The sequence below is a fragment of the Haloferax mucosum ATCC BAA-1512 genome (assembly GCF_000337815.1).
GTDB classification, from domain to species: domain Archaea; phylum Halobacteriota; class Halobacteria; order Halobacteriales; family Haloferacaceae; genus Haloferax; species Haloferax mucosum.
On sequence record NZ_AOLN01000011.1, the window covers coordinates 496,435 to 509,499 of the forward strand.

Here is a 13,065-nt window from a genome sequence, read left to right on the forward strand (position 1 = left end):
AGATGCGTCAGCGTCCTCCGCGGCATCGACAGATGCGGCACCTGTAAGGGACGCCCGTCCGAACCACGGGCCATGAGCGACGACGACACCACGCAACTCTGGTTGGTGGAACGTTCCTACGACGACCGGGACCTCATCATACTCACGTACGCGACGACTGACGGCGCGTACGAACTTCGCAAGGAGTTGGCCGCGGCCGTCATGCACCAGCGACGGATGGTCACGACCGCCGCCATCGACGCACCGGCGTCGGACCTCGAACCGGTCACGGACGACGACCTGCGCGAGCGATACGCCGCCGAAGCGACGAAGATGGCCGACTCGCACGACCCAGACGACGAAGTGTAAGCGTCGAACTGCGCGGTTCCTTCGAGGGTTGATTCCCGACCGACCCGGCGAGAAACCGGCAGACGTAACGGGTTCGAAGATGAGTCTCGCCTCGTCAATTTCGGGGGTGATGTTATCGCCGCTGATTTCTGCACCTAAAACACTTTAAGCCAGTACGACGCAGGCCCGCCCATGGCCGCCATCGAACTGAACGGGGTGACGAAACGGTTCGAGGACGACGATGGAGTGTTCGAGACACTCCAGTTGTCTTCGACCCCCAGCGTCACCGCCGTCAACGACCTCTCGTTTTCCGTCGCGGAGGGAGAGGTATTCGGGTTCCTCGGCCCTAACGGAGCCGGTAAATCGACGACGATAAACATGCTTCTCGACTTCGTGCGTCCGACAGAAGGCACGATTCGCGTGCTCGGACACGACGCGCAAGCCGAGAGTGTGGCCGTTCGCCGACGTACCGGTGTCCTCCCAGAAGGGTACGACGTGTACGACCGGCTCACAGGCCGCGAACACGTCGAGTTCGCCATCCAGTCGAAGGAAGCCGACGACGACCCCGACGAACTGCTCTCCCGGGTCGGTCTCGACCCCGAAGACGCCGGTCGCCGTGCGGGCGGCTACTCGAAAGGGATGACACAACGGCTCGCACTCGCCATGGCGCTCGCCGGAAGCCCCGATCTGCTCATCCTCGACGAACCGTCGTCGGGACTCGACCCGGCCGGTGCGCGAGAGATGCGCGAAATCGTCCGTGCGGAGGCCGAACGCGGTGCGACGGTGTTCTTCTCCAGCCACGTACTCGGACAGGTCGAAGCGGTCTGTGACCGCGTCGGTATCATGCGCAACGGCGAACTCATCGCCGAAGACAGCATCAGAGGACTCCGGAGTCGAATCGGGACCGACTCCGTCCTCCGTCTCGACGTGGACGGCAACGCGGACCTCGCCGCCGTTCGGAACGTCGAGGGTGTCTCTTCGGTCGATGCCGACGGCGAGCGACTCGCCGTCTCGTGTACCGACGACGCAAAGACCAGCGTCATTGAGGCTATCGAAGCCAGTGGCGCGACCGTGGCCGACTTCGAGACTGACACGGCGTCGCTGGAAGACATCTTCATCGCGTACACCGAAGGCGGTAAGACCACCGAGGAAACGGAGGTGTCCGCATGACGGTCGAATCGGTCGCTCGCAAGGACTTCCGTGACGCCCTTCGCTCTCGGTGGCTCATCGGTCTGACGCTGTTTTTCGCCCTGCTCATCGGCGGTTCGACGGCGTTGTTCTACGGCGTCCTGTTGAAAGGCGCTGGAGCGAACTCCGAGACGCTGTTCGGTCTCACTACCGCACCGGGTGGGCTGTTCAGCTTCTCGTACGCGGGTATGCTCGGGTTCGTCCTCGCGCTTATCGCACTCGTGACGGCCCACGGTTCGCTCATCGACGAGCGCGAGTCCGGCACTATCAAGCTCCTGCTCTCGCTTCCGAACTCCCGGCGCGACGTCGTGTTCGGAAAGCTCGTCGGCCGGACGCTCGTCGTCCTCGTCTCGATGCTCGTCGGGTTCGTCATCGCCATGTTTGCGATGTTGTTCCTTGGCGGGCAGGTCATGTTCGCCTCGTACGCCGGGCAGGTCGCCCTCTCGGGGCTTCTCGCCACCTCCTTCGTCTCTATCGGTATCTGGCTCTCTGCGACCTCGACGTCGCAACGACAGGCGTTGTTCGGAACCTTCGGGCTGTACTTCATCTTTGCCGTCCTCTGGTCTACGGTGGCGACTGGCGTCCCGCGGGTCGTCAACTGGGCCATGGACCAGCTCGGTCTCGGTACACTGAGCATGACGCAAGTCATCGAGATGCGCCTGTTCATCAAGTACCTGAATCCGCTTCGGGCCTACGAGACGCTGGTCGCAGAGCTGTACGGTCCGGCCGTGGCGGCTCGCCTGTTCAAGGCCAGTCTCGGCGAGCGGCTGACTATCAAAGGAGTGTTCGAGGAGTCGCTTCCGTTCTACTTCAACGGCTGGTTCATTCTCGCAATCCTGCTCGCGTGGATCGTCGTCCCACCGATTCTCGGCTATCTGTCGTTCCGCAAAGCAGACCTCTGAGGCGGCTTTCGCCAACCTTCGACGCAATGCTTTCTTGTCGTACTTCGTCGTGAGTCGTCGTTACGCAGGCGGGTACGACACACCGCGGTCCGCGAGTAGCGCTTCGAACTCGGCTTCGGTGAGCGTCGGCACGTCGTTTTCGGCGGCGGCGTCGCGTTTCGACTGGCCGGGGTTCTCGCCGATGACGAGATAATCGGTGTTCCCTGAAACCGACCCGGTGACGGTGCCACCGTGAGATTCCACGAGTTCACGGACAGCGCTTCTGCTCACTTCGAGCGACCCGGTGACGACGACCGTCAGTCCGGCGAGTTCGTCGCCACCGGCTTCGACGGGTTCCGGTTCGACGCCGTGGTCGAGCAACGACCGAACCACGGCGCGGTTGTCGTCGTTCTCGAAGAAGTCGCGGACGCGACGCGCGACCGTCTCGCCGATGTCGGGGACGGTCGTCAGCCGAGATTCGAACTCGTCGAAGGCGGACGCAGAGATGTCTTCGTCGAGGGGCAACTCGTCTACCGACCCGAACTCGCGGGCGAGACCGCGGGCGGTCGCTTCGCCGACTTCGGGGATACTCAGGCCGACGAGGAACGAGTCGAGCGACGGTTCTTTCGACGCCTCGATGGCATCGACAAGGTTCTGTGCGCTCGTCTCGCCCCAGCCCTCCAGTTCGGTGAGGTCCGACACCGAGAGGTCGTACAGATCGGCAACGGTCTCGACGAGTCCGGCATCGACGAGTTGCGTCACACGCTCTTCGCCGAGTCCGTCGATGTCCATCGCGCCCTTGATTGCGAAGTGGCCGATGGACGCCTCGCGCTGGGCCGGACACGAAAGCCCACCCGAGCAGAACGCGAGCGGTCCGTCGCGGTCAACCGGACTCCCGCAGACCGGGCACTCGTCGGGGAACTCGTAGCGGTCGCCAGCGTCTTGGCCGGACTCCGTCCGGCGGGCCGACGAGTGTTGCTCGTCGGCTTCGACGACTTCGACGACCTGCGGAATCACGTCACCAGCGCGCTTCACGCGAACGCGGTCGCCAACGGCGACGCCGAGCGCGTCGATTTCGTCGGGGTTGTGGAGTGTCGCCCGCGAGACGGTCACGCCGCCGACATCGACCGGGTCGAGAAGCGCGACCGGCGTCAGTCGCCCCGTCCGGCCCACCTGAACCACGATGTCGCGGACGGTCGTCACCTCGTGGCGCGCCGGGAACTTGTAGGCGAACGCCCATCGAACCGACCGACTCTTGGTTCCCAATTGGTCGCGCGCCGTCCGCGAATCCACCTTGATGACGGTGCCGTCGATTTCGTAATCGAGGTCGTCGCGGGCGTCCTGCATCCGATTTCGGTAGTCGATTGCACCCGACACGTCTTCGACGCGCTCGACTCTGTCGGCGACGCGAAGTCCCCACTCGCGGAGGCGGTCGAGTGATTGCCACTGGCTGTCAGGCGTCGCGCTCGAATCGAGAATATCGTAGCAGAACACGGCCAGTGGGCGGTCGGCGACGACCGAGGGGTCGAGATTCCGGAGCGTCCCCGCGGCGGCGTTCCGGGGGTTGGCGAAGGGGTCCTCACCGGCTTCGACGCGTCGGGCGTTGAGGTCGCTGAAGTCGGATTTCGGCATGTAGACCTCGCCGCGGACGGCCAGTTTGTCGGGGTAGTCGCCGCGGAGCGAGAGCGGTACCGTCGGAATCGTCTTCACTTGTGTGGTCACGTCGTCGCCACGCTGGCCGTCGCCGCGGGTGGCGGCACGGACGAACTCGCCGTCCTCGTAGACGAGTTCGACGGAGAGACCGTCGAATTTAGGCTCGCAGACGTATGCCACCGCGCCGACTTCGCGGTGGACGCGCTCGTCGAACTCGCGGAGGTCGGCCGCGTCGGTGCTCTGGTCGATAGAGAGCATGGGTGCGACGTGTTCGACCGCCTCCAGTGCCTCGATGGGTTCGCCGCCGACACGACGCGTCGGGCTGTTCGTGGTGTCGAGGTCGAAGGTGCCTTCGAGCGCGACGAGACGAGAAAACAGCGCGTCGTAGGCCGCGTCGGAGACGAGCGGCTCGGCCTCGACGTAGTACCGGTGGTCGTGTTCGCGGACCGCCTCGCGGAGGAGAGCCGCCTGCGCCTCGGCCGCCTCGCGCGAGAGCGATTCGGCGGGTTCGAACTCGGTCGGCGGGTCGCGGAGATACGGGTTCGACTCGGCGTCAGCATCGGCGGTCGTCATCGGTATGATGGTCGAACTACCCGGGGGTAAACACACCGACCGACGTCGGCGTTGCACCGACTCAAGCGACGGCAATCGCAACGCCGGTGACGACCATTACAACCGAAATAACAATCAAAAATACATATTTCTATGCTACTGTTCTGCCGCGAACGCGTGCGTGGGACGACAATTGGCATCCTTTGCGGAGACCCGCGACCCTTATCACGCGAGAGCGTGAGGTCGAACCATGGCAGAGGACTTCCTCCTCTTGAACCCCGGTCCGGTACCGGTCACCGACGAAGTGCTCGACTCGATGTCCGAGCCGATGGTGTCTCACCGGTCGGCCGACTTCGAAGCGGTGTACGAGCGTGCACAGGACGCTCTGGATTACATTTTCACCAATTCGACGCGCTCCGGAGCGTCTACCGCCGAGGAGGGAACGTCTCTTGTCTTCAACGGAACCGCGACGATGGGTATGGAGGCCGCCGTCGCCAACCTCGTCGGCAACGGCGGCAACGTCGTGTCGCTTGTCAACGGCAAGTTCGGCCGCCGATTCGCCCGCATCGCGGACCGCTACGCCGACGTGACCCGCGTCGAAGTCGAGTGGGGCGAGTCTATCCCGCTCGACGCCGTCGAAGCGGCCATCACCGACGACACCGACGTGGTCACGATGGTCCACAACGAGACCTCGACGGGACTTTTGAATCCCGCCGAGGCGGTCGGCGAGGTCGCCGCGGCACACGACGCGACGTTCGTCGTTGACGGCGTCACGTCCATCGGCGGCGACGAGTTCAAAATCGACGACTGGAACGTCGATATCGCCATCACTGACTCCCAGAAAGCGCTCGCCGCGCCGCCGGGCGTCAGCGCGATGTACGTCACAGAGCGCGTGAAAGACCGAATCGACGGTGAGACCGCGCCGTTCTACGAGGACCTCGATTGGCACCTCCGGAAGGCCGAACAGCACCAGACGCCCTTTACGAGTGCTGTCCCGCTCTTCCGAGCGCTCGCCGTCGCGGTCGAAGACATCGTCGAAGAGACGATGTCTGCCCGAATCGAGCGTCACCGCCGACAGTCTGCCGCCTTCCGCGCCGGATTCGAGGCGATGGGTCTCGAACTCTTTGCGAACGCCGACGGCGAGACCGAACTGTCGAACACGCTTACCGCCGTCTCGCTCCCCGAAGCGGTCTACGGAGACGACTCGGACGCGTTCTTCGACGGCGTGACCGCTCGAAACGTCAGCATCTCCGGCGGGCAGGCACACCTCGGCGGGCAAATCTTCCGCGTCTCCAACATGGGCGGTCTCGCCCCCGAACACATCGTTCGCGGGATTAGAACCGTCGGCGAGGCCATGGCAGACGCCGGTGTCGATGTGGATGTCGAAGCCGGTATCGAAGCCGCGGAAGCCGAACTCGCCGAAGAACAGACACGGTAAGTACGCTGTCGGCGACGGAAAGCGACTTTCGCATATTCTTTCGGATGCGACGTTCCGTACTGCGGAGTCTGTACCCTGTGCGGTGTCTCTATCGAGCGGCAATCAGCCGATGTCCGCACTGCTGAGTGGAAATCAGACGACAGTTTCTTACTGTTCAACTATTATCTGCTGTCAATGCTTCCCGCGTTGAGACGAGACGGTCGAGGCGTATCCCAGGTGATTGGTACTGTTGTGTTGGTGTCGGTCGTCGTCATTCTCGCTGCGACGGCATCGACGTTCGTATTCGGTGAGGCTTCGTCCGAGCCATCGCCAGCACCGATGATAGAAGTCTCGCACACGGTCGTTGACGACGGAGAAATAGTCGCTGTCACGCTCGAAGCAGGCGATGCCGTGAGGACCGACCATCTGTACGTTATGGGTTCAAAAAAACTGGATATCGGTGGGTCTCCCACGAGTAGTACGCCCGCGAACGACGCGTACGCCAGTCAGAGGGAGACGTTCACCGAAGCCAGCGGAGACAACGACCCGCAGGTCGGCATCGGACCGACGTGGGAGGCTGGCGAGACTGTGTATCTCGACCCTTCGGGAAGTACGGCGGCAGGAACGACAATCGGTATCTACTGGAACACCCAGCCGGTTCAAGGGGTCAACCCCGGCTCAGTCACTGGTGAAGACTCCTACAAACTGTTCGAGTTCACCGTCTGAGCCTGTAGGGGACCGAATCGACCGAGTACCGACGGTTACCGTCGGTTGACGACCATCTCGACGGTACCCTCAGGGCGGAGGGTAATCGAGGGGTCGAATTCGAGTTCGTGGGTCGGGTCGACGGTCCACGACTGCGCGATGGTGGCGAGCGCGAGGCGCGCTTCGAGGAGCGCGAACCGGTCACCGATACAACGGCGCGGGCCGCCGCCGAACGGGAAGTACGCGAACTTCGGCAGGTCGCGTTTGAACTCTTTCGTCCACCGACTCGGGCGGAAGTCGAGTGGGTCGTCGTAGAACCGGGGGTCGCGGTGGATGACCCACTGCTGGGCCGAGACCGTCTGTCCGGGTTCGATATCGTAGCCGCCGACGGTGTCGGGTTCGGCGGCCTCGCGGACGAGTTCCCAGACGGGCGGGTAGATACGCATCCCCTCGGTGACGACCTGTTCGGTGTAGGTCATGTCGTCGAGCTCCGTGAACGACGGGCTGTCGCCGTCGAGGACGCTGTCGAGTTCGTCGCGGAGGGTGTCGGCCTGCTCGGGGTTGTTCCCGAGGAGGTGAAGCGTGTAGGTGAGCGCGAGCGCCGTCGTCTCGTGCCCGGCGAGCAGGATGGTGACCAGTTCGTCACGAATCTGCTCGTCCGGAAGCGGGTTGCCGTCGTCGTCGCGGAAGGTCAACAGGAGCGAGACGATGTCGTTCGACTCGGGGTCGAGTTCGCCCGCTCTGTGGTCTTCGACGATGCCGCCGACGACGTCGGTGAGGTCTTCGAGCGCCTGTTTGTACCGACGGTTGCGCGGGGTCGGAACCCACTGCGGTACGTCAACGGGGCGGCGAAGCGAGGTGGACGAGTAGTCCATGACGGTTTCGAGCGCATCGCCGACGGCTGACTCTTCGTCGCGGATGTCCACGTCGAAGAGGGTCTTGGCGGCGATTTCGACCGTCAGGCTCATCATGTCCTCGTGGATGTCACGCGTTTCTCCGTCTTCCCACGACGCGAGCATCCGTTCTGTGTACTCGACCATCACGTCACTGTACCGTTCGAGCATCTGCGGGAGGAACGACGGTTGCATCAGGTGGCGCTGTTGCCGCCAGAACTCGCCTTCGCTCGTGAGCAGGCCGTCTCCGAGCACCGTCCCGAGCGAATCCTGAAAGAGTTCGCCCTTGATGTACCGCTGGTTCTCCTGTACGAGGACGTGTTCGACGAGTTCGGGGTCGCTCAGCTGATAGAACGACATCCCACCGATGTCGTACTCGGCGACTGGGCCGTACTCGCGTGCGACCTCGGTGATAAACGAAAGCGGGTCGTCCGCGTACTGGAGCGTGTTGTGTACCACCGGCACGCCCGAAGGGCCCGGCGGTTGTTCACGGTGTTGTTGCGGTGCTTCTGACATACATAGAGGTACGGGGTAGTCCCCGATGGCCTTACTGCCGATGCCCATCGGCCCTTTATATAGTGGCTATCCAAGCCGGGTCAGGACTCTCGACTCGACCTTCCGGAGATGTTCGGAGACGGTGCTCTGTGAGCAGTCGAGTTCGGTTGCGAGTTCTTCGATAGAAATCTGCCGCGGGATGTCGTAATAGCCGCTTTCGACCGCTGTTTCGAGGACTTCGCGCTGGCGACTCGTGAGTTCCGAGCGGACGCCGTTCCGCACGGGTTCGTAGTCGGACAACCCTTCGACACAGAAGGCGTCGGTGAGCGAATCCGGTAGCGAGGAGACGGCACCTCTCAGTTGCGCGTGGTTCCCGAGGACGTTGACGACGACGCCGTCGCGGGTGAGTCGAATCGGCGTGTCGAGCAGTAGGTCGTGTTCGTCCACGAGTTCGAGCAACTGCCGGACCCCGTCGTCGGGGACAAGGTGGACGTGACACACCGCGCCGCCGTCGGACGAAATACCGACGTCGAAATCGACGATATCCGGGTGCTCAGCCAGCCGCGACTCGATGTTCGGTGGCACGTCTTCGAGAATACAAAGCTCGACCACCGTCCCGTCGGAGCGAAGCCGAAGGTCGCGCAACTCGCCGCGCGGCCACTGGCCATCGACGGTAAAGAGGTCGTAGGGGCTCCCGAACGGGTTTTCGTCGGCGTCGAAGTGAGCCCTGAGACACTTCATGCGTGTACTCGTCCCCGCGGGCGTATGCAATTTACTTTCCGAAGTAGACAATACGGCGATTAAACTCTCTTAATGTGGATGATTTTTGGACACATCCAATCAGAGTGTCAATATGTTAGATACGCCTCCGAACCGGCTGGCTCCGGACACGGGCAACGATTGCCGTAACTGACGGTTATTCATCTGTACAGTATTATGCACCTCATACATGAACCGAGGCTTCCGCACTCGCGGTCTCCACGCCGGTCAGGACCCCGACTCGGCGACAGGGGCCCGCGCCCCGCCACTCTACCAGACCACGTCGTACGTCTTCGAGGACGCCGACCACGCCGCGGACCTCTACGCGCTTGAGGCCGACGGCGACGTGTACTCGCGCATCTCGAACCCGACGACTCGTATTCTTGAACGCCGACTCGCCGCCCTCGAATCGGGTGTCGATGCGGTCGCCACCGCCTCGGGGATGGCCGCAATCGACGCCATCACGACCGTTCTCTGCTCCGTCGGCGACAACGTCGTTCTCTCCGAGGACATGTACGGCGGCACCGCCTCGTACTTCTCGAAGACCACGCCGCGTCGGGGTATCGAAGCCCGAACCGTCGAGACTCTCGACATCGACGCGTACGAGGAGGCCATCGACGAGGATACGGCCTTCGTCCACGTCGAGACGGTGGCGAACCCATCGCTCAAAACCCCCGATTTCGAAGCCATCGCCGACGTCGCTCACGATAATCGCGCGCCGCTCGTCGTGGACAACACGTTCGCAACACCCGCGCTCTGCCGCCCCATCGAACACGGCGCGGACATCGTCTGGGAGTCCACGACGAAGTGGCTCCACGGCTCCGGAACGACCATCGGCGGCGTCGTCGTTGACGGCGGTACCTTCCCGTGGGACGCGGCCGACTACGACGAACTTTCCGGGGTGAACCCGGCGTTCGGCGTCGATTTCGTCGAGCGGTTCGGCGAGCGCGCCTTCGCCGAGACCGTCCGCCAGCGAGCGGTTCGAAGTACCGGCAGTTGCCAATCGCCCTTCGACGCGTGGCAGACGCTCCAAGGCGTCGAAACGCTCGCGCTCAGAATGAATGCTCACTGCGAGAACGCCCGTCGCGTCGCCGCGTTCCTCCGCGAGCGCGAGGGTGTCGCGTGGGTCACCTACCCCGGCTTCGAGACCCACGAGACCCACGACCTCGCGTCGCGGTATCTGGAAGGTGGGTACGCGGGGATGCTCACGTTCGGTCTCGACGGCGCGGACGACGAGGCCGCCTACGGGGCCGCAAAGACGGTCTGCGAGTCGGTGGAACTCGTGAGTTTCCTCGCCAATATCGGCGACGCGAAGACGGTCCTCATCCACCCGGCATCGACGACCCACGCCCAACTCTCACTTGACGAACAGCGCGCCGCGGGCGTCGAACCCGACATGCTTCGGCTTTCTGTCGGCATCGAAAATGCCGACGACATCATCGCCGACCTCGACCACGCCATCGAGCGCGCGCTGAGTCGGCAGTCGTCGAACCGGGGTACAGCGCCATGAGTCGCACCCGAACCCCTGTCGGTAGACAGGTCGAATCCGGCGTTATCGACCTCGGTGACCACCAGTTCGAGTCGGGCAAGCGCATTCCTAACCTCGAAGTCGCGTACGAAGCCTACGGCGAGTTCACGGGTCAAAACGCCGTGCTCGTCTGTCACGGTCTCACCGGGAGCCAGCACGTCGCTGGCTACGGCGACGAATCGGGCGTCTCCGGGCAAGCACGCGCGTGGTGGTCCGACATCGTCGGGCCGGGGAAAGCCATCGACACGAACGAGTACTACGTCGTCTGCGTGAACGTTCCGGGGTCGTGTTACGGCACCAGCGGTCCGGCGAGCGAGGGACCCGACGGAGAGCCGTGGGGAACCGATTTCCCGCCCGTCACGGTCGCGGACTGGACGCGCGCCCAGCGCCGCCTGCTCGACTCGCTCGGCGTCGGCCGTCTTCACGCCGTCGTCGGCGGGTCTGTCGGCGGCATGAACGCCCTCGATTGGGCCGTGCGGTATCCCGACGACGTCGCTCGCCTCGTCGTCGTCGCGTCGGCCGCCCGCCTCGACCCGCAGTGTCTCGGTCTCGACGCCGTCGCCCGGCGCGCCATCACGACCGACCCGAACTGGAACGGCGGCGACTACTACGGCGACGACCACCCAAATCCCGAACAGGGTCTCGGTCTCGCCCGGCAACTCGGTCACCTGATGTACCTCTCGAAGGACTCGATGGACAGAAAGTTCGGTCGGCGGTCTGCGGGGCGTGGGGGTCGCGGCGACGCCTACCCCGCGGACCCGGCGGCGGTGTTCTTCCCCTACCGCGAGGTGGAGTCGTACCTCGACTATCAGGCTGAGAAGTTCACCGACCGGTTCGACGCCAACTCGTACCTGTATCTCACGCGCGCGATGGACGACTTCGACCTCGCCGAGGGCTACGAGTCGGACGCGGCCGCACTCGCCGCCTTCGAGGGTGAGGCGCTTTTGGTCTCTTTCACCGGCGACTGGCACTTTACGACCGACCAGTCGGAGTCGCTGGCGGGCGCGTTCCGTCGTGTCGGCATCCCGGTCGCCCACCACGTCGTCGAGTCCGACCACGGCCACGACGCCTTCCTCGTCGAACCCGAGAAGGTCGGCCCGCCGCTGGCGGACTTCGTCGCCGAAGGCGTCGCCGGCCGGGCCGTAACGGACACGGCGACCGACGGCGGCGAACCCGACACCGACACCGATTTCGCACCGGTTCACTCGTCGCTTTTCAGTCGGTAGCGCCGATTCGGCGGGGTTCAGCGGTGTTGCGGTCCGTCCAGCGACGCATGCGAATCAATTGCAGACACCGGCGGGAATTGCACGCGACACCGCGATTTAGGCCCGTCGCCGCCGACAGTCGAGATATGACCGACGATACCACGCCCGGATTCCACACGCGGAGTCTGCACGCCGGACAAGACCCCGACCCCGAAACCGGCGCTCGCGCACCGCCGCTCTACCAGACCACGTCGTACGTCTTCGACGACGCCGCCGACGCCGCGGCGCAGTTCGCCCTCGAAAAACCAGGTCACATCTACTCTCGACTGATGAATCCGACGGTCGGGATGTTACAGGAGCGTCTCGCCTCGCTCGAAGGCGGCGTGGGCGCGGTCGCCACCGCCTCGGGGATGGCCGCGTTCGACCTCGTGAACTTTCTTCTCGCCTCCGCCGGCGACAACATCGTCTCTGCCTCGTCGCTCTACGGCGGCACCTACACGTATCTCACGCACACCGTCGAGCGCCGCGGGGTCACGACCCGCTTCGTGGACACGCTCGACGTGGACGCGTACGAGGAGGCAATCGACGAGGACACGGCCTTCGTCCACCTCGAAACGATCGGCAATCCGGCGCTCGTGACGCCAGACATCGAAGCGATTGCCGACATCGCCCACGACCACGGGACGCCGCTCGTCGTGGACAACACGTTCGCAACGCCCTACCTGTGTAACCCCATCGAACACGGCGCGGACATCGTCTGGGAGTCCACGACGAAGTGGATTCACGGGGCTGGCACGACCATCGGCGGAGTGCTCGTCGATGGTGGCTCCTTCCCGTGGAGCGAGTACGCCGACGACTACCCCGAAATCGCCAAACCGAATCCGGCGTACCACGGCGTCAACTTCGCGGAGACGTTCGGCGATGCGGGGTTCACATACGCATCAATCGCCCGTGGTCTACGCGACCTCGGCAACTCCCAGTCACCCTTCGACGCGTGGCAGACGCTCGAAAAGCTCGAATCGCTCCCGCTTCGGATGCGCGCACACTGTGAGAACGCACAGGTCGTCGCCGAATTCCTCGCGGACCACGAGAAGGTGTCGTGGGTGAACTATCCCGGTCTCGAATCCCACGAGACCCACGAGCTGGCCTCGGAGTACCTTTCGAGTGGGTACGGCGGGATGATTACCTTCGGTCTCGCCGACGGCTACGAGGCCGCAAAAGGCACTGTCAACAACGTCGAACTCGCGTCGCTTCTCGCCAACGTCGGCGACGCGAAGACGCTCGTCATCCACCCGGCATCGACGACACACCAGCAACTCACCGAAGACGAGCAGGCCGCCGCGGGCGTCACCCCCGACATGGTCCGTCTCTCGGTCGGCATCGAGAACGTTGACGACATCGTCGCAGACCTCGACCAAGCAATCCGAACCGCGTCGAACTGATAGCGACTCGACGGGCTGAT

At 63.9% G+C, this 13,065-nt stretch carries 11 protein-coding genes; 8 read left to right on the forward strand and 3 right to left on the reverse strand.

Annotated elements, in window-relative coordinates; genetic code table 11:
- Positions 1 to 72: 72 nt before the first annotated feature.
- The 3 genes from C440_RS09295 (at position 73) to C440_RS09305 (ending at position 2,417) form a co-directional block, all read left to right on the forward strand.
- On the forward strand, positions 73 to 348 hold the full coding sequence (locus C440_RS09295) for a hypothetical protein (protein WP_008320153.1): 276 nt from the start codon (positions 73 to 75) through the stop codon (positions 346 to 348).
- 171 nt (positions 349 to 519) lie between these two features.
- The gene (locus tag C440_RS09300) at positions 520 to 1,497 is read left to right on the forward strand and encodes an ABC transporter ATP-binding protein (protein WP_008320154.1); all 978 of its coding nucleotides are present in this window, start codon (positions 520 to 522) and stop codon (positions 1,495 to 1,497) included.
- Positions 1,494 to 2,417 (forward strand): ABC transporter permease, encoded by a 924-nt coding sequence (locus C440_RS09305; RefSeq protein WP_008320155.1) that lies wholly within the window; start codon positions 1,494 to 1,496, stop codon positions 2,415 to 2,417. The genes C440_RS09300 and C440_RS09305 overlap by 4 nt, the downstream gene beginning before the upstream one ends.
- Before the next feature lie 60 nt (positions 2,418 to 2,477).
- Here the strand turns inward: C440_RS09305 and ligA are convergent, their stop codons facing one another.
- On the reverse strand, positions 2,478 to 4,622 hold the full coding sequence (gene ligA / locus C440_RS09310; protein WP_008320156.1) for an NAD-dependent DNA ligase LigA: 2,145 nt from the start codon (positions 4,620 to 4,622) through the stop codon (positions 2,478 to 2,480).
- A 229-nt stretch (positions 4,623 to 4,851) separates the two neighbouring features.
- Here ligA and C440_RS09315 point away from each other — a divergent pair, with 229 nt between their 5' ends.
- Together C440_RS09315 and C440_RS09320 are read left to right on the forward strand one after the other, a co-directional pair.
- Positions 4,852 to 6,039, forward strand: a complete 1,188-nt coding sequence (locus C440_RS09315) for a pyridoxal-phosphate-dependent aminotransferase family protein (protein WP_008320157.1) — start codon at positions 4,852 to 4,854, stop codon at positions 6,037 to 6,039.
- Positions 6,040 to 6,213: 174 nt separating this feature from the next.
- Positions 6,214 to 6,744: a type IV pilin gene (locus C440_RS09320; protein WP_083894009.1), complete on the forward strand. Its 531-nt coding sequence runs from the start codon at positions 6,214 to 6,216 to the stop codon at positions 6,742 to 6,744.
- Positions 6,745 to 6,779: 35 nt separating this feature from the next.
- On the opposite strand, the gene C440_RS09325 is transcribed toward C440_RS09320, so the two are convergent.
- Both C440_RS09325 and C440_RS09330 read right to left on the reverse strand, forming a co-directional pair.
- Positions 6,780 to 8,132 carry a cytochrome P450 gene (locus C440_RS09325; RefSeq protein WP_008320159.1) on the reverse strand — a complete coding sequence of 451 codons (1,353 nt, stop codon included), beginning with the start codon at positions 8,130 to 8,132 and terminating at the stop codon, positions 6,780 to 6,782.
- Between the two features lie 66 nt (positions 8,133 to 8,198).
- The gene (locus tag C440_RS09330; RefSeq protein WP_008320160.1) at positions 8,199 to 8,852 is read right to left on the reverse strand and encodes a helix-turn-helix domain-containing protein; all 654 of its coding nucleotides are present in this window, start codon (positions 8,850 to 8,852) and stop codon (positions 8,199 to 8,201) included.
- A 208-nt stretch (positions 8,853 to 9,060) separates the two neighbouring features.
- Between C440_RS09330 and C440_RS09335 the strand changes: the two genes are divergently transcribed.
- From C440_RS09335 to C440_RS09345, 3 genes are all read left to right on the forward strand, one after another.
- Positions 9,061 to 10,380 (forward strand): O-acetylhomoserine aminocarboxypropyltransferase/cysteine synthase family protein, encoded by a 1,320-nt coding sequence (locus C440_RS09335; RefSeq protein ID WP_008320161.1) that lies wholly within the window; start codon positions 9,061 to 9,063, stop codon positions 10,378 to 10,380.
- The gene (gene metX, locus C440_RS09340; RefSeq protein WP_008320163.1) at positions 10,377 to 11,624 is read left to right on the forward strand and encodes a homoserine O-acetyltransferase MetX; all 1,248 of its coding nucleotides are present in this window, start codon (positions 10,377 to 10,379) and stop codon (positions 11,622 to 11,624) included. The genes C440_RS09335 and metX overlap by 4 nt, the downstream gene beginning before the upstream one ends.
- Positions 11,625 to 11,749: 125 nt before the next feature.
- Entirely contained in the window at positions 11,750 to 13,045 is a 1,296-nt protein-coding gene (locus C440_RS09345) for an O-acetylhomoserine aminocarboxypropyltransferase/cysteine synthase family protein (RefSeq protein WP_008320164.1), read from the forward strand.
- Positions 13,046 to 13,065: the final 20 nt, after the last annotated feature.